Source organism: Antarcticibacterium arcticum (assembly GCF_007993795.1).
GTDB classification, from domain to species: domain Bacteria; phylum Bacteroidota; class Bacteroidia; order Flavobacteriales; family Flavobacteriaceae; genus Gillisia; species Gillisia arctica.
In genome coordinates, this window is record NZ_CP042476.1 from 3,174,048 (window position 1) to 3,190,332 (window position 16,285).

General features: G+C 39.5%; 13 protein-coding genes and 1 pseudogene. 5 read left to right on the forward strand and 9 right to left on the reverse strand.

The annotated features are described in order from the left end of the window. Positions 1–54 precede the first annotated feature (54 nt). Entirely contained in the window at positions 55–1,713 is a 1,659-nt protein-coding gene (gene pafA, locus FK178_RS14370; protein ID WP_146836776.1) for an alkaline phosphatase PafA, read from the forward strand. A 13-nt stretch (positions 1,714–1,726) separates the two neighbouring features. On the opposite strand, the gene FK178_RS14375 is transcribed toward pafA, so the two are convergent. The 4 genes from FK178_RS14375 to gcvP form a co-directional block, all read right to left on the reverse strand. After that, positions 1,727–2,578, reverse strand: coding sequence for a glycosyltransferase family 2 protein (locus tag FK178_RS14375; RefSeq protein WP_146836779.1), 852 nt, complete (start codon positions 2,576–2,578; stop codon positions 1,727–1,729). Between the two features lie 78 nt (positions 2,579–2,656). Continuing rightward, on the reverse strand, positions 2,657–3,178 hold the full coding sequence (locus FK178_RS14380) for a class I SAM-dependent methyltransferase (RefSeq protein WP_146836782.1): 522 nt from the start codon (positions 3,176–3,178) through the stop codon (positions 2,657–2,659). A gap of 1 nt (position 3,179) precedes the next feature. After that, a complete protein-coding gene (locus FK178_RS14385; protein ID WP_146836784.1) occupies positions 3,180–4,238 on the reverse strand; it encodes a 3-oxoacyl-ACP synthase III family protein in 1,059 nt (352 codons plus the stop codon). 197 nt (positions 4,239–4,435) lie between these two features. After that, positions 4,436–7,285: an aminomethyl-transferring glycine dehydrogenase gene (gcvP, locus tag FK178_RS14390; RefSeq protein WP_146836787.1), complete on the reverse strand. Its 2,850-nt coding sequence runs from the start codon at positions 7,283–7,285 to the stop codon at positions 4,436–4,438. A gap of 379 nt (positions 7,286–7,664) precedes the next feature. Here gcvP and FK178_RS14395 point away from each other — a divergent pair, with 379 nt between their 5' ends. After that, complete coding sequence (locus FK178_RS14395) at positions 7,665–8,237, forward strand: UbiA prenyltransferase family protein (RefSeq protein WP_240793849.1); 573 nt, start codon at positions 7,665–7,667, stop codon at positions 8,235–8,237. Here FK178_RS14395 and FK178_RS14400 read toward each other — a convergent pair. From FK178_RS14400 to FK178_RS14420, 5 genes and pseudogenes are all read right to left on the reverse strand, one after another. Beyond that, the gene (locus tag FK178_RS14400) at positions 8,208–8,483 is read right to left on the reverse strand and encodes a hypothetical protein (RefSeq protein WP_146836790.1); all 276 of its coding nucleotides are present in this window, start codon (positions 8,481–8,483) and stop codon (positions 8,208–8,210) included. The genes FK178_RS14395 and FK178_RS14400 overlap by 30 nt on opposite strands. A 1-nt stretch (position 8,484) precedes the next feature. Beyond that, complete coding sequence (locus FK178_RS14405) at positions 8,485–9,036, reverse strand: sigma-70 family RNA polymerase sigma factor (RefSeq protein ID WP_146836793.1); 552 nt, start codon at positions 9,034–9,036, stop codon at positions 8,485–8,487. A 100-nt stretch (positions 9,037–9,136) separates the two neighbouring features. Beyond that, positions 9,137–11,158 carry a M3 family metallopeptidase gene (locus FK178_RS14410; protein ID WP_146836796.1) on the reverse strand — a complete coding sequence of 674 codons (2,022 nt, stop codon included), beginning with the start codon at positions 11,156–11,158 and terminating at the stop codon, positions 9,137–9,139. A 237-nt stretch (positions 11,159–11,395) separates the two neighbouring features. Then, positions 11,396–11,881 carry a 5-(carboxyamino)imidazole ribonucleotide mutase gene (gene purE / locus FK178_RS14415; RefSeq protein ID WP_146836799.1) on the reverse strand — a complete coding sequence of 162 codons (486 nt, stop codon included), beginning with the start codon at positions 11,879–11,881 and terminating at the stop codon, positions 11,396–11,398. Positions 11,882–11,933: 52 nt separating this feature from the next. Beyond that, a pseudogene (locus tag FK178_RS14420) lies at positions 11,934–13,090 on the reverse strand (5-(carboxyamino)imidazole ribonucleotide synthase). Positions 13,091–13,221: 131 nt separating this feature from the next. On the opposite strand from FK178_RS14420, the gene FK178_RS14425 reads away from it, so the two are divergent. The 3 genes from FK178_RS14425 (at position 13,222) to FK178_RS14435 (ending at position 16,001) form a co-directional block, all read left to right on the forward strand. Beyond that, positions 13,222–14,337, forward strand: a complete 1,116-nt coding sequence (locus tag FK178_RS14425) for an adenylate kinase (RefSeq protein ID WP_146836802.1) — start codon at positions 13,222–13,224, stop codon at positions 14,335–14,337. Positions 14,338–14,411: 74 nt separating this feature from the next. Beyond that, positions 14,412–15,410, forward strand: a complete 999-nt coding sequence (gene obgE / locus FK178_RS14430) for a GTPase ObgE (protein WP_146836805.1) — start codon at positions 14,412–14,414, stop codon at positions 15,408–15,410. 69 nt (positions 15,411–15,479) lie between these two features. Further along, complete coding sequence (locus FK178_RS14435) at positions 15,480–16,001, forward strand: DUF4136 domain-containing protein (RefSeq protein WP_146836808.1); 522 nt, start codon at positions 15,480–15,482, stop codon at positions 15,999–16,001. Positions 16,002–16,285: the final 284 nt, after the last annotated feature.

Consider the following 16,285-nt stretch of genomic DNA (forward strand, 5'->3'; position numbering starts at 1 on the left):
AATCTTTAACCTCTCAAATTCCTTAATTTTGCTATCTCTAAATATTAAATGATCATGAAAAATTTACCTGTTTTTTTAATCTTAATCTTTTCGTATTTTAATTTTCAGGCTCAAAATGTTGAGTTAACTGCACAAACCTCAGAAAAGCCAAAATTGGTGGTTGGGATTGTAGTTGATCAAATGCGCTATGATTATATCACCCGCTTCTGGGAAAAATATGAGGATAACGGATTTAAAAGAATTATTTCTGAAGGATTTAATTTTAAAAACACCCATTTTAATTACGTTCCCACCTATACTGCTCCGGGACATGCCTCGGTTTTCACCGGTACAACTCCTCAAAATCACGGGATCATAGGAAATGGATGGTATAATAAGTTTGAGAAAAAAGAGGTTTATAATGCAGGAGATGACAGTGTAGAATCCGTAGGAACGACTTCCGAGGCAGGGAAAATGTCTCCTCACCGCATGCTCTCCACCACCGTGGCAGATGAAAACAGACTTTTCACCCAAATGAGGGGAAAAACAATAGGGATAGGATTGAAAGACAGGGGGGCAATTCTTCCTGCAGGCCACACTGCCAATGCAGCCTATTGGTTTCAGGGAAGGGATGAAGGGAAGTGGATAAGCAGCACCTATTATATGAAGGATCTTCCCAAATGGGTTAAAGATTTTAATAAATCAGGACAGGCAACCTCCTATATAAAAACCTGGAACACCCTTCATGATATAGAAACCTATATTGAAAGTGGTCCCGATAAAAATACATTTGAAGGCGGCTATAATGGTCAAACAACCTTTCCTTATGACCTCGCAGCCCTTGCCGGTCCCTCGGGGAAATTTGAATTGGTAAAGGTTTCTCCTTATGGAAATTCCCTTACTACAGATTTCGCAATTGCCGCAATTAATGCCGAAGAACTGGGACAGGATAATATTACAGATATTTTAACCCTAAGCTATTCCAGCCCCGATTATATTGGCCATAATTTTGGAGTGAATTCCAAAGAGATCCAGGATACCTACTTAAGGCTGGATATTGAACTTGCAAGATTATTACAGCATTTGGATGAAAAAGTAGGAATAGGTAACTACACTATCTTCCTTACTTCAGATCATGGAGGGGGAGATGTACCTTCCTATATGAAATCTGTTAAGATTCCTTCGGGGTATTTTGATGAAAGCGGATTTAATGAAAAAATTCAAGCTCATGTGAGGGAAATTTTTGATGAAGAGGGGCTTATTGAAAGGATATACGGTTACAATGTATTTTTTAACTATGATGCGTTAAGAGAAGCTGATATTAATGCACAGGAATTGGAAAATACTATTGCTCATTATATACTTCAATACCCCCAGGTGAGCAATGTATTTACCAGAACTCAATTGGAAAGTGGTTCTTTTACAACCGGGACGGCCGCACTTGTTCAAAACGGTTTTAATCAAAAACGTAGCGGTGATGTAATCATGGTTCTTAAACCTTCGGTAATTTCTTATTCTGAAACGGGTTCTACCCACGGTAGCGGATTTAGTTATGATACCCATGCACCGCTTCTATTCTTCGGAAAAGGGATTCCCCGGGGGAGTTCTTATGAGCGGGCAGAGATCATTGATATTGCTCCAACAATTTCGGCATTGCTGGGAATTTCCAATCCCAATGCAGCTACAGGAAAACCTTTACGCGCAATTCTGGAAAGCAAATCTTCCAAAAATTAGATTAAGTAAAGGATTAAAATAATTTGGCGAGCATTTTTTTGCGGCGCAATTTTCTTATAAAGCGGCCTTCTTCTTCTGAAACAAGAAAGGGCTGCTTTTCTTTTTTTGCTTTAAAATATCCGGTAATGTAATCTTTGAAGAGTTTGGGTTCCTTTTTAAGGAAGGCTAATTTTCCCGAAGCTATTGTTGTTATAATAAATCCGTATCTCAATCTATAAAATGCTTCTCCCTGTTTAAAACCAGAAGATACAGTATAACTTGCCCCTGTGGGTTTTAAGTGTTTTACTAACAGGTTTGCATCGGTTTTTATCTGCCAACCATGGTATTGTGCCAGTAATTCATCTACGGTGTCCCAACCCATATGAGGTTTTAATTTTCCAATTTGTATAAAACACTCCTTACGGTAAGCCTTTAATGCCCCACGAATATGATCTTTCCCGGTAAGACTTTCCGTTTCCCACTGTTGATCTTTTTTTATGGTACAAAAACCCCCGGCTATGCCAATACGCGATTCTTCTTTAAAATGCCCCATTATTGTTTCCAGGTAATTGGGAGGGAAAATTAGATCGGCATCAAATTTACAAATGAGATCAAAATTCTGGTCCAGGCAGGAGAGCCCCTTGTTGAAGGCATGTATCACCTTGCTTCCCGGTGCATGAGTGGCGCTTTTCGAGGTAGTGTGAACAAGGCTTATAAATTCATATTTTTCAGCGAAGGAGGAGGCAATAGATGCTGTTTCATCTGTAGAACTATCATTCACCACCACAATTTTCGCGGGAAGAAAGGTTTGATCAACCAATGATTGAAGGGTTTGGCTTATAAATTCAGCTTCATTATAAGCCGGAATAACAATATAGATCCTCAAGTTAAGGTGGGTTTTACGCTAAATTACGATAAACTTTTCAGGCGGTAAAAAGTAAAGGTATACGCCTGATGCAGGTTTTTATTTCCTTTCCGCATAAACTGCGTAATAGCGTGGGGTAAACCGGCGAAGTATTGGCCTCACGCCAATTTTATTAACGGGATTTGTCCATTTTTCCCTAGCCTTTATAGTCCAGCCTGCTTTTTCCAGTAACCAGTCAAATTGCCAGTCTTCAAATTCGTGGTAATGTCTGTCCCGTGGATCGGTAGCGCTTTTGTAAGCATTGGAAAACCATAATTTCAGTGGAACAGTAGCCACCAGTTTTTTGGCCTGTATTTCCTTTAATATATTATATGGAGCTACAAGGTGCTCAAAGATCTCAAAAGCGGTTACAAGTTCATAATCGCTGCTTTGCACAGCACGAAAATCAATATCCAGATCTTCTCCTAGGGTATTGGTGACCTTATAACGATGATCTTCCATTATTTCTGAAAATGGGTTTCTTATACCCAGGTCCAGTACATTGGCAGGAGGGGGCGTTACATTTTGTAAGAATTCAAGGGTTTTTTTAAAGCGTTTTCCGGGAAACGTGTTTTCGTACATGCTAATATTGGTAAACTATAGCATTTATGTTCATTCCCGCACCTACGCTGGCAAACATGATGACGTCTCCTCTATGCAACTCCTGGCCTTCTATTTTTCCCTTTATCACAAGATCCAATAAGGTAGGGACTGTAGCCACACTACTGTTGCCCAACTCCTGAATACTCATAGGCATTACATTTGGGGGCATGGGAGTTTTATGCAATTTATAAAACCGGTGAATAATGGCATCATCCATTTTTTCATTGGCCTGGTGAATAAAGATCTTTTTTACATCGCTAATGGTTTTTCCGCTGTTTTCCAGACAGGTCTTCATCGCGGCGGGCACTTCGGTCAAAGCAAATTCATAGATCTTACGGCCATTCATTTTAATGTAGCGGGTGTCATTTGCTGCTTCTGAATGATTGGAAGCGCCAAAATAAATATGATGTGCTTCCTGGTATGCAAAGGTAGCCGACTCATGGGCGAGGATTCCACCTTCTTCGGAAGTAACTTCTAAAACAACGGCTCCAGATCCATCAGAAAATATCATAGAATCCCTGTCGTGTTTATCTACCACCCGGGAAAGGGCTTCGGCGCCGATAACAAGACATTTTTTAGCCATTCCCGCACGCATAAACGCTTGTGCCTGTATTACGGCTTCTATCCATCCCGGACATCCAAAAAGAACGTCATATCCTACACATTTAGGATTCTTAATACGCAAATTATGTTTTACACGGGTTGCCAGACTGGGCACACTATCACTTTGAATACTTCCGTTCTTTACATCACCGTAATTATGGGCTACAATGATATAATCCAGGGTTTCAGGATCTATACCTGAGTCCTCCAACGCATTTTGGGCTGCAACAGTTGCCATATCTGAAGTGCAAAGGTTTTCTTCCAAATACCTTCGTTCCTCAATTCCCGTAATAGCTTTAAATTTTTCTATAGTAACCTCATTGTTATGAGGAAAATGAGACCCATCATTATTCCGGAATTCGTGCTTTAAAAAATCTGAATTTTTCCTTTTTAAGCCCGGGATAAAACTTCCAACTCCTGTGATCTTTATGCTCATTGAATCAGCTTATTTTGTGAAATCGTTAACTAAATTAATAAAAAGCTTTCGAACTAAACTAAGAGAAAACTGTTTATTTTGGTTTATTAATGAATCAAAAAGAATTGACTCTTTTGAATGCGGTATCAATATTTTAAGCGCTTTAAAATAAGAAAATAGCAAAGGCCTGCGATGGTGCAGGCCTTTGCTATTAATGCTTATGCTTCCATGTATTCCTCAATAGGAGCACACGTACATATTAAATTTCTATCTCCATACGCGTCATCTACCCGGCGTACGCTTGGCCAGAATTTGTTATCTGCAACATATTCCAGTGGGAAAGCAGCCTGCTCTCTTGAATATGGGAAATCCCAGGTATCTGAAGTTAGCATTGCCATGGTATGTGGCGCATTTTTAAGAACATTGTTCTCATTCTCTGCAGAAGCTTCGCTTATTTCTTTCCTTATAGAAATCAGGGCATCACAAAAACGATCCAGTTCTGCTTTGCTCTCGCTTTCTGTAGGTTCAATCATTAAAGTTCCCGCAACAGGGAAAGAAACGGTTGGAGCATGGAAGCCATAATCCATCAATCTCTTTGCAATGTCTACAACCTCAATTCCGTTAGCTTTAAAAGGGCGGCAATCCACGATCATTTCGTGAGCGGCTCTTCCACGTTCTCCTGAATAAAGAGTTTGGTAGTGATCTTTAAGGCGGGATTTTATATAGTTGGCATTAAGTATAGCGTATTCTGTAGATTTCTGTAATCCCTTGCTTCCAAGCATGGTGATATAACCATAGGAGATCAAACACACCAAAGCTGATCCCCAGGGAGCAGAAGAAATTGCGGTAATGGCATTTTCCCCACCCGTTTTAATTACCGGGTTACCGGGTAAGAATGGAAGCAATTGTTTGGCAACACAAATTGGTCCTACTCCCGGTCCGCCACCACCGTGAGGGATGGCGAAAGTCTTATGCAGGTTAAGGTGGCAAACATCGGCCCCAATTACACCCGGATTGGTAAGGCCAACCTGTGCATTCATATTGGCCCCGTCCATATAAACCTGGCCGCCATTTTCATGGATAATATTGGTAACTTCCCTAATCGAAGATTCAAATACACCGTGCGTAGAGGGATAAGTAACCATTAAAGCTGCAAGATTATCTTTATGCTTTAAAGCCTTTTCCCGTAGATCTTCCACATCAATATTTCCTTCAGGTGTGGCTTTAGTAACAACTACCTTCATTCCCGCCATAACTGCCGATGCCGGATTTGTTCCGTGGGCAGAAGAGGGAATAAGACAAATGTCTCTGTGAGAATCACCCCTTGATTCATGGTATGCACGTATAACCATTAGTCCTGCATATTCTCCCTGAGCTCCTGAATTAGGTTGGAGGGAAGTTCCGGAGAATCCTGTGATCTCTGTCAACTGGTCTTCCAGTCTTTTAAGAACTGTCTGGTACCCTTCAGCCTGGTCAACCGGTGCAAATGGGTGAATATTTCCCCATTGAGGATCACTTAAGGGTAACATTTCAGAAGCAGCATTCAACTTCATAGTACATGAACCCAAAGCTATCATAGAATGGTTTAGGGAAAGATCCTTGCGCTCCAGTTTTTTAATGTAACGCATCAATTCGGTTTCAGAATGATAGGAATTGAATACCTCATTGGTAAGATATTCCTTCTTTCTTTCTATTTCCTGCGGAATGGTAGTGCCCTTTTGAAGTTTGTCCAAAGCGGGTACCAATTTATCTGAAGCTTCAGAAAAAACTGAAACTATCCTGTTAAGGTCGGTGATATTGGTGGTCTCATTCAAAGCGATCACTACCGTATCCTCATTTGGATAATAGAAATTGATCTTATTTTTTTCAGCGATGGGCTTTATAACAGTGGCATCGGCCTTAATTTGAAGGGTGTCAAAATAAGTAGCATTCAATTGCTCAAACCCAAGTTCCTTTAATTGTTTTTCAAGAGTTACTGCGGATGAATGAACCGTATCTGCAATATATTTTAAGCCTTTAGGACCATGATAAACTGCGTACATTCCGGCCATTACGGCAAGAAGCACCTGAGCTGTACAAATATTGGAGGTAGCTTTGTCCCGTTTAATATGCTGCTCCCTGGTTTGAAGGGCCATACGCAGGGCACGGTTACCATTTAAATCTTTAGTTACCCCAATGATTCTTCCCGGGATATTTCTCTTGTATTCTTCTTTTGTAGCGAAATAGGCAGCGTGAGGACCTCCATAGCCTAGTGGAATACCAAAACGTTGGGTGGTACCCACCACTACATCTACCCCCATTTCACCGGGAGCCTGAAGTTTTACCAGGCTTAATATATCTGCCGCAACAACGGTCTTAATATCTGAAGCTTTACACTTAGCTACAAAATCATTATAATTATATACTCTTCCAGATTTTCCTGGGTATTGTAAAATAGCACCAAAATACTCTTTAGAAAAATCGAAATCCTGGTGATCTCCAATAACCAATTCGATTCCAAGAGGAATGGCGCGGGTAGTAAGCAGGGAGATTGTTTGTGGTAAAACTTCTTCAGAAACAAAGAATTTTACAACATCATTTTTCTTTTGATCCCTTTCCCTAACTGCGAATAACAGGGCCATAGCCTCTGCTGCAGCGGTTGATTCGTCAAGAAGTGACGCATTGGCAAGCTCCATTCCAGTAAGGTCTGAGACCATTGTTTGGAAATTAAGCAGTGCTTCAAGCCTACCCTGGGCAATTTCAGCCTGGTAGGGTGTATAAGCAGTATACCATCCCGGATTTTCAAGAATATTTCTTTGAATTACCGCCGGGAGAATGGCCTGGTGGTAACCTAATCCTATGTATGTTTTAAAAACCTTATTTAAGGATGCCAATTCTCCAATATGTTCTGCATATTCATGCTCACTAAGAGCGGCAGGAAGATCCAAAGGAGATTTTAACTTGATGTCATCTGGCAAAGTTTCATAAATTAACTGATCCAAAGTTGGGACACCCACAGTGGAAAGCATATCTTTTAATTCGCTTTCATCGGGGCCTATATGTCTTAGGGCAAAAGAATCTGTTCTCATTAAAATATTGTTGTGTTTCGTGCTGCGAAATTACGTATTTTAAACGTGATTATTAATGAATTAATCCATTGAGATGTTAAGATTTTTATGAATTTTTGTCGGCCGCTTTCAGCTTAATGATCTCATGAAAAAAATCCTGAAAAGTATTTTTAATTTTTACATAAACAGTAGCTTGCATGTCGCTATTGCAGTTGTATGTTTAAGCGCTGTAAGCTTTTTAAATTTCGGATATAACTTATCTGGGTCAATTCTCCTTTTTATTTTTTGGGGAACTGTAACGGGTTATAATTTTGTAAAATACGCCGGGATAGCCAAGTTTCACCACTCGAATCTTCCACCCAATTTAAAGTTGCTCCAGCTCTTCTCGCTAATCATTTTTATGGGAATGATCGTTAGCGCTTTTAATCAGCCGCCAGCAATCCTTTTTATTGCGGCAATTTCAGGTGGGTTTACACTTTTATATGCCTTACCCGTATTTAGTAAAAACAGAAATTTACGGGCTTTACCCGGGTTAAAGATCTATGTGATTGGCTTAGTGGTTTCTATAGTCACCGTACTTATGCCACTGGTTTTATATGAAGAGTTGCTGGAAAGAGATATTTTAATTGAATTCCTTCAGCGGTTTTTAATGGTGATTGCCCTGGTAATTCCTTTTGAGATCAGGGACCTGAAATTTGATCTGATACAGCTCAATACTATTCCACAGAAAATTGGTGTAGCGCGCAGTAAAATATTGGGTTATATTCTGGTAAGCCTTGTGGTTTCTGCTGAGTTTCTAAAACAGGAGATTCTGCCGGAGAATTTGGTGAGTTTGATTGGAGTGGGAATAATTACACTATTATTTTTGAAGGGATCTCAAATAAAGCAGGGGGAATATTATGCATCTTTCTGGGTAGAGGCTATCCCGGTAATGTGGTTATTTTTACAAATTGGATTTACCGGAGTTATGTAGATTCTCATTTTTAATTTCTTCCTTCCAGGCTTTTTTTTCAGCTTCAGAACAGGTTTTTAGATTAGCTTTCTTTACCAATTCGGTAAGTTTATTGTTGTTATCGGTATATTTTTTACATGGCTTGCAAAATAAGAGGTGGATATGGATCTGGATCTTTTCAAAAAAGGATGCTTCATCATATTGGGCCTTATCACAGCAATGAGCAGTATTCGAACAATCCATAAAGAGGGAATTAAATTTTTTCATTCTAAAACCAGTTTTTTTCTAAGCATTCAGCCAAAGTTACGCGGGCCCTGTGAATAATCACCCAAAGGTTAGACGGGGTGATATTGAACTCATTACATATAGTCTCGGTATCCATGCCATCAATCGTTTTCATTTTAAAGATCCTGGCCTGTTTCTCGGTCAAATTATCCATGCATTCCAGGATGGCGAGTCCCAGTTCTTCATTTTCCATTTGATCTTCTGCATTTAGCTCAAACCTGTCGGGGGCCTGTTCTTCCAGCCAGTCCCCTTCATTATCCACATCATTGTAATTTAATCTAACTTCCGCTTTTCCTTTATTGGAGTTTATTTTGCGATAGTAATCAATGATCTTCCTTTTTAAAATGGAAATAAGCCAGGTACGTTCTGTAGCTTCTCCTTTAAAATTTTTCATGGATTTTAAACCCGCTAAAAAGGTTTCAGAGATGATATCATTTGCCAGGTCCCTGTCATTTACCCTTACTATGGTGTAATTGAACAGATAATCTGAATATTTATCGACCCATTTAGTTGGATCTATTTGATTTGTTGCCATAATTACCCAAAGCGTATTTCCAAAAATAAGAAAAAGAAGATATTAACGGCTATTCTAAAACAATAAGATTTAGAATAGCCATAGTACCCTTAAGTTAAAGCTATTTTGGTAAAAGTCCTGCACGTTTTAACAATGCAGCGGGTTGAGGTTCTTTTCCTCTAAATCTTTTATAAAGGGTCATTGGATGTTCGGTTCCCCCTTTCGAAAGAATATGTTCCCTGAATTTTTGCGCTATTTCTTTACTGAAGATGCCTTCCTCCATGAAATATTCAAAAGTATCAGCATCCAGCACTTCTGCCCACTTATAGGAATAATACCCGGCTGAATATCCACCCTGAAATATATGTGAAAAAGAGGTGCTCATGCAATTTTCAGCCACTTCCGGATAAAGTTGGGTAGGTTTAAATGCAGTGTCTTCATGTGATTTTACATCGCTGATATTTGTGGGATCAATACCATGCCAGCTCATATCAAGCATTCCAAAACTTATTTGGCGAAGGGTTGCCATTCCTTCGTGAAAATTGGATGCTTTTTTAATTTTTTCTATCAATTCCTGCGGAATTACTTCACCGGTTTCATAATGCTTTGCAAATAACTGCAGGGCTTCGGGTTCATAACACCAGTTTTCAAGCACCTGGCTTGGTAACTCTACAAAATCCCAGAACACGCTGGTGCCGGAGAGGCTCGGGTATTGGGTATCGGCGAGTATACCGTGTAATGCGTGGCCAAATTCGTGGAATAGGGTTGTAACCTCGTTAAAAGTTAAGAGGGAGGGAGTGTTTTTTGTGGGTTTAGTAAAATTGCACACAATAGAGATATGCGGTCGCATATTTTTATTTTCATATAAAAATTGTGGCCTGTAAACCGTCATCCAGGCACCATCTCTTTTTCCGGGCCGGGGATGAAAATCGGCATAAAAAAGTGCTATTTGTTCATTTTTCCCGTCTATTACCTGATAGGTTTTTACATCTTGATGGTATTTATCAACATCAAATACTTCCCTGAACTGGAGGTCAAATAGTTTATTGGAGACCTTAAAAACCCCCTCTATTACATTTTCCAGTTTAAAATAGGGTTTTAATTTTTCGTCATCCAGATCAAATAATTTTTGTTTTAATTTCTCACCGTAAAAAGCCGCATCCCATTTTTCCAGCCGGTCAATAGGATCAAGTTCTTTGGCAAATGCCTCAAGTTCCTCGTATTCTTTTTCAGCGGCGGGTTTAGATTTTTCCAGAAGGTCTTGTAAAAAAGCCTCCACCTTTGCCGGGGTTTCAGCCATGCGTTCCTCCAGCACGAATGCCGCATGATTTGGATAACCAAGAAGGTTCGCGCGTTCAAATCTTAGATTGGCGGTTTTAAGCACGATTTCCTGATTATCGAGCTCATCTCCATGAAAGCCTTTTGCACCAAATGCCAATGCCATTTCTCTTCTTAATTCCCTGTTCGCGGCATACTTCATAAAGGGAATATAGCTGGGATATTCAAGGGTGAAGATCCAACCTGTCTTCTCTTTGGAAAGTGCAACTTCTTGTGCCTCGTCTCTTACACTTTCAGGCAAGCCTTCAAGATCTTTCTCGTTGGTAATATGAAGCTCAAATCTATTGGTTTCAGCTAAAACATTTTCACCAAACTTTAAACTCAGAGATGACAGTTCTTTGTCAATTTCACGTAGGATGGCCTTATTGTCTTCGGTGAGATTTGCCCCATTCCTCGAAAAAGCCTTGTACTTTTTATCCAACAGCATTTTTTGCTCTACGCTAAGATCATAGGAGTTCCTATCCATATAAACCGCCTTAACTTTCTCGAACAAAGATTTATTCAGGATTATATCATTTCTGAATTCAGCTAGTAAAGGGGAGACTTCCTGCGCGATTTTCTGTATCTCATCATTGGTTTCCGCTGAGTTGAGATTGAAAAAAATATTTGTTACAAGATCCAGTTGCCGGCCAGAGAATTCCAGCTTTTCAATAGTATTTTCAAAGGTTGGTGCCCCCGGTGAACTTGAAATAAGATCAATTTCTTCCCTCGCAATTTGAATTGCCTGGCGAATTGCAGGTTTAAAATGCTCATTTTTAATTTTTGAAAAGGGAGCGGTTTCAAAATTTTGCAACAGTGGATTCATTATATTTTATTTAGAAAATTTTTGTGAGAAACATAAATTTTAACGTCTTTTGCAGATAAAGGAAGTTGATTAATAGACAATTACTTAAAAAATTGTATATTTCACCTTTATAAATAGATAACTAAAAGTTAAAAATAAAGTAGTTACAAATAGTTTAGATTAATATTTAGAATGGTTAATAAATTATAACTTTAAACAAATAGTACTACTCACTAAGCCACGCTATGCGTGGCTTTTTTATTTTTTCATATTGGCGGCGCCTTCAATTACTTTTTGCTTCAAGCCTTCCTTGTATACCAGGATCTTATCAATCATGCATTTATCTGTAGCTGCCAGGATTTGTGCGGCAAGAATACCGGCATTTTTGGCCCCGTTAAGTGCAACGGTGGCAACAGGAACTCCACCCGGCATTTGTAAGATTGAAAGTACAGAATCCCAACCATCGATGGAGTTGCTTGATTTTACCGGCACTCCAATAACTGGTAGGGGAGAGAGGGATGCGACCATCCCAGGTAAATGGGCTGCTCCTCCCGCTCCGGCAATAATGACATTTATTCCCCGCGTATGTGCATTTTTTCCGTAATCAAATAATTTCTCCGGGGTGCGGTGGGCAGATACTATGTCAACTTCTACCTCAATATCAAAACCTTTTAAAATATCAATTGCTTCCTGCATAACGGGAAGATCACTGGTGCTTCCCATTATTACTGCTACTTTACTCATAGTGCTATTTGTTTTTTAAAGGAGAAACATCCCCCTGAAGATCTAATTTAATCTATTCGCTTATAACCCTTATTAAATTCTTTACCTCTTCGGCGATCTTTCTCGCTTCACTAATATCTTTATTGATGATGGTAACATGTCCCATTTTTCTAAAGGGTCTTGTTATTTTTTTTCCGTAGATGTGCGGAGTAACCCCGGGCAACTTCATGACCTTGTCGATATTTTGATAAACCACAGGTCCTGAATAATTTTCCTCTCCAGAAAGATTCACCATGATCCCTGCCACTTTACTATCTGTGCTTCCCAAAGGCAAATCTAAAATAGCCCTGATATGTTGCTCAAATTGATTGGTGTAACTGGCTTCAATGCTATAATGCCCGCTATTGTGCGGTCTGGGCGCTACTTCGTTCACCAGGATATCATCATCCTTCGTCTGGAACATTTCTACGGCCAGTAACCCAACATGGTTAAATGCCAGAGAAACATTTTCAGCAATTTTTCTGGCTTTTGCAGCAACTTTTTCATCAATTCTGGCCGGGCATATTACATATTCAACCTGGTTGGCAGTGGGATGGAATTCCATTTCTACCACAGGGTAGCTCATCATTTCTCCTGATGGATTTCTTGCCACTATAACCGCAAGTTCATTTTTGAAGTGAACAAGATCCTCTGCTATACAAGGTCCTTCAGGAATATTTTGCAGATCCTCCTTGGTTTTTATTACCATAACCCCCTGCCATCATACCCACCGGTGGTACTTTTCCATACTACGGGTAATTTCAGCTGCGAATTGTTTACAGCGTCCATAAAATTATCTTTTCCTTCAAAGTTTGTAAATGCTGCGGTAGGAATATTGTTTGAACTAAAGAATTGTTTCTGGATAGATTTATCCTGAATTTTTTCAAGTGTGGCTGAAGACGGGAAAACCTTGATTCCCTCCTTTTCCAATTGTTTTAAAGCATCAATATTTACACCTTCAATTTCAAAAGTAACCAGGTCTGCCTTCCTGCCAAAGTGCAGGACCGTTTCATAATCCATAAGGTCTCCCTGCTCAAAATAATTGGCTGCTATTTTTCCCGGTGCTTCCCCGCTTGGATCCAGAACAAGGGTGTGGATGTCATATTTACGAGTTTCATAGAGCATCATTTTTCCCAATTGACCTCCCCCTAAAATTCCCAATTTAAAATCTGAAGAAAAATAGTTGACCATATATTTACCGAATTTCAACAAAAATAATTTTTTAAGATGGAATGCCGAAGTATTCAGAGATAAATCGGTCAAATACTTAGGACGCCGAAATGTTTAGATTCCTTATCTTTGAGCCTTTAAAATAAGTTACATTGATCCAGCTGCACGACTTAAAGTTCGAACCATTTATTTCTGAAGAAAAAATAACCGCTTCCATTGATAGAATGGCGCGGGAAATTAACAGGGATTTTAAAGACAAAAATCCCGTTTTCCTGGGTGTTCTAAATGGGGCATTTATGGTAGCTTCTGAAATTATTAAAAGATTCGAAGATAATTGTGAAGTAACTTTTGTTAAACTTGGGTCGTATGAAGGTACTTCAACCTCCGGAAATGTGGAAACCCTTATTGGTTTGAGCCATAGCCTAGAAGGGAGGGAGGTAATTGTGATCGAGGATATAGTAGATACCGGAAATACACTGGCTGCAATAGACAGGATATTGAAAAGCAAAAAAGTGGCGGGTTATAAGATTGCTACACTTTTCTTTAAACCAGAAGCCTATAAAAAGGATTATAAGATCGATTATACAGGAATGGAGATTCCCAATGATTTTATTGTGGGATATGGTTTGGATTATGATGGACTTGGACGTAACCTCACTCAAATTTATAAACTTAAACAAGAGCGCATGACGAATTTGGTATTGTTTGGCCCTCCCGGTGCGGGAAAGGGAACCCAGGCAACGGTTTTAAAGGAAAAATATCAATTGGTACATATTTCAACCGGAGATGTTTTCAGGTACAATATAAAAAATGCAACTGAACTGGGGCGCAATGCAAAATCTTTTATGGATAAAGGTCACCTGGTGCCGGACGATGTAACTATAAGCATGCTCGAAGCTGAAGTGGATAAAAATCCGGAGGCTAAAGGTTTTATTTTTGACGGTTTTCCACGAACTGCTGCCCAGGCAGAAGCTTTGGCAGATCTTATGTCTAAAAAGAATACCGAAGTTTCAGCTATGATAGCATTGGAAGTTGATGATGAGGTTCTGGTAGAGCGGCTTTTGGGAAGGGGTAAAACTTCCGGTCGGGCTGATGATGCTGATGAGTCTATTATTAGAAACAGGATAAAAGTTTATTATGAAGAGACTGCTATTTTAAAACAATATTACCTGAAAGAGGATAAGTATTATGGAGTAAATGGAGTAGGCAGTGTAGAAGAAATTACGCAACGTATTAGTGAAGTGATTGATAATTTGCAGGGGAAATAAACTCTGTAAAAACTTAACAAATTATACTAAATATTTAAACAGAAACTGCTTTTAATGCAGGTAAATAAGGGAAAATGACTGAAGGGAATTTTGTTGATTATGTAAAAATACATGTGGCTTCCGGAAAAGGAGGGCAGGGATCGGCACATTTGCGTCGCGAAAAATATGTGGCCAAAGGCGGACCCGATGGGGGAGATGGAGGACGTGGAGGTCATGTTATTTTAAAAGGAAATAAAAATCTCTGGACCCTGTTTCATTTAAAATTTAAACGGCACGTGCGCGCTGAGCATGGAGAGCACGGAAGTAAGCAAACCAGTACGGGAGCTGATGGGGCCGATCAATATATTGAAGTGCCATTGGGAACCGTGATAAGAGATACTGAGACCCAGGAGATCCTTCATGAGATCACAGAGGATGGACAGGAAATAATAGTTGCCAAAGGTGGAAAAGGGGGGCAGGGTAATGCCCATTTTAAAACTGCCACTAATCAAACCCCCAGATATGCGCAACCCGGGATGGAAGGGGAGGAGATAGATATTACCCTGGAACTAAAGATACTTGCAGATGTAGGTTTGGTTGGTTTTCCAAATGCCGGTAAATCTACCTTGCTTTCAGTAATAACGGCTGCGAAGCCCAAGATTGCCGATTATGAATTTACTACCCTGAAGCCAAATTTAGGTATTGTGGAATACCGCGATTACCAAACTTTTGTAGTTGCAGATATTCCGGGAATAATCGAGGGTGCAGCAGAAGGAAAAGGGATAGGTCATCGCTTTTTAAGACATATTGAACGGAACTCTACATTGTTGTTTTTGATTCCTGCAGATGCACCGGATATCACTAAACAGTACGAGATCCTGTTGGATGAATTAAGACGTTATAATCCGGAAATGCTGGACAAAGACCGTTTGGTAGCCATTTCTAAAAGCGATATGCTTGATGAGGAGTTAAAAGCTGAGCTTAAGGAGGAATTGGATAACAAACTAAAAGCCCCTTATATGTTTATTTCAGCGGTTGCCCAGCAGGGATTAACACAACTTAAGGATAAACTTTGGGAAATGCTCAATAGGTAAGCTGTTTAAATCTTGTTAATCAGCAAAGCCCTGGGATGATTTTTGTGTAACTTTAATAAAAATCATCTTATGAAATTTCCAAAATATATCATTGGATTATTCTTAGCGGTCTCATGTAATACCCCCCAGGCGGTTTATGATTATGACGAAAAGGTAAATTTTACCACTTTAAATACATATCAGATCTATCCGGATCTGGCGACCAATCTTAACCAACTGGACGATCAAAGGATCATTTCCATTCTTAATGAGAAATTGGCTCAAAAAGGGCTAAGGACTTCAGAGACTCCGCAGATCTATGTGAACTTTTATTCATCTATCTATGAAACTCCCAACCGCAACACCTTAGGGGTGGGAGTAGGAGGTAGTGGGCGAAATGTTGGAGTAGGAGTTTCCGGCGGAATTCCTTTAGGAGGTGCCGATACTTACCTGAGATTAACACTGGATTTTATTGATGTAAAAAATGATGCCCTTATCTGGCAGGCAGAAGTTGAAGGTCTTTTTAATAATTCTTCTACTCCTCAAAAAAGAGAGGAAAGCCTGCGGGTAATGATAGAAAAGGCGCTTAAAGGATATCCTCCTAAAAAGTAAATATTTCAACGTATAACATCTCAGTATCTTCCGGGCTCAGGTAAAAAATTACCCTGCTTTTAGGTGGTCATTCAGGGCCGGTTAAAGCTTTTGATTAAAAGTTTAATGCAGTCCCCCGCTTTATTATCAAAGGTTATATAAGGTTGTTATGAAACGCATACACCTCCAGGGCTAAATACTCGACTAAATTTATCATTAGAGGAAAAACAATGTTTTATATTTTCCAGGTAGTCCCGGTAATTCTTTATTAATACTGGCCATTTTCATTCCTAATCTCTTATTCC

What these genes read in the sequence shown, in the direction of transcription:
- gcvP (WP_146836787.1), bottom strand. Translation starts at nt 7,285, where the DNA reads ATGAGAACAGATTCTTTTGCCCTAAGACATATAGGCCCCGATGAAAGC.
- FK178_RS14395 (WP_240793849.1), top strand. Translation starts at nt 7,665, where the DNA reads ATGGGAATGATCGTTAGCGCTTTTAATCAGCCGCCAGCAATCCTTTTT.
- FK178_RS14400 (WP_146836790.1), bottom strand. Translation starts at nt 8,483, where the DNA reads ATGAAAAAATTTAATTCCCTCTTTATGGATTGTTCGAATACTGCTCAT.
- FK178_RS14380 (WP_146836782.1), bottom strand. Translation starts at nt 3,178, where the DNA reads ATGTACGAAAACACGTTTCCCGGAAAACGCTTTAAAAAAACCCTTGAA.
- FK178_RS14385 (WP_146836784.1), bottom strand. Translation starts at nt 4,238, where the DNA reads ATGAGCATAAAGATCACAGGAGTTGGAAGTTTTATCCCGGGCTTAAAA.
- pafA (WP_146836776.1), top strand. Translation starts at nt 55, where the DNA reads ATGAAAAATTTACCTGTTTTTTTAATCTTAATCTTTTCGTATTTTAAT.
- FK178_RS14405 (WP_146836793.1), bottom strand. Translation starts at nt 9,036, where the DNA reads ATGGCAACAAATCAAATAGATCCAACTAAATGGGTCGATAAATATTCA.
- FK178_RS14435 (WP_146836808.1), top strand. Translation starts at nt 15,480, where the DNA reads ATGAAATTTCCAAAATATATCATTGGATTATTCTTAGCGGTCTCATGT.
- FK178_RS14410 (WP_146836796.1), bottom strand. Translation starts at nt 11,158, where the DNA reads ATGAATCCACTGTTGCAAAATTTTGAAACCGCTCCCTTTTCAAAAATT.
- obgE (WP_146836805.1), top strand. Translation starts at nt 14,412, where the DNA reads ATGACTGAAGGGAATTTTGTTGATTATGTAAAAATACATGTGGCTTCC.
- purE (WP_146836799.1), bottom strand. Translation starts at nt 11,881, where the DNA reads ATGAGTAAAGTAGCAGTAATAATGGGAAGCACCAGTGATCTTCCCGTT.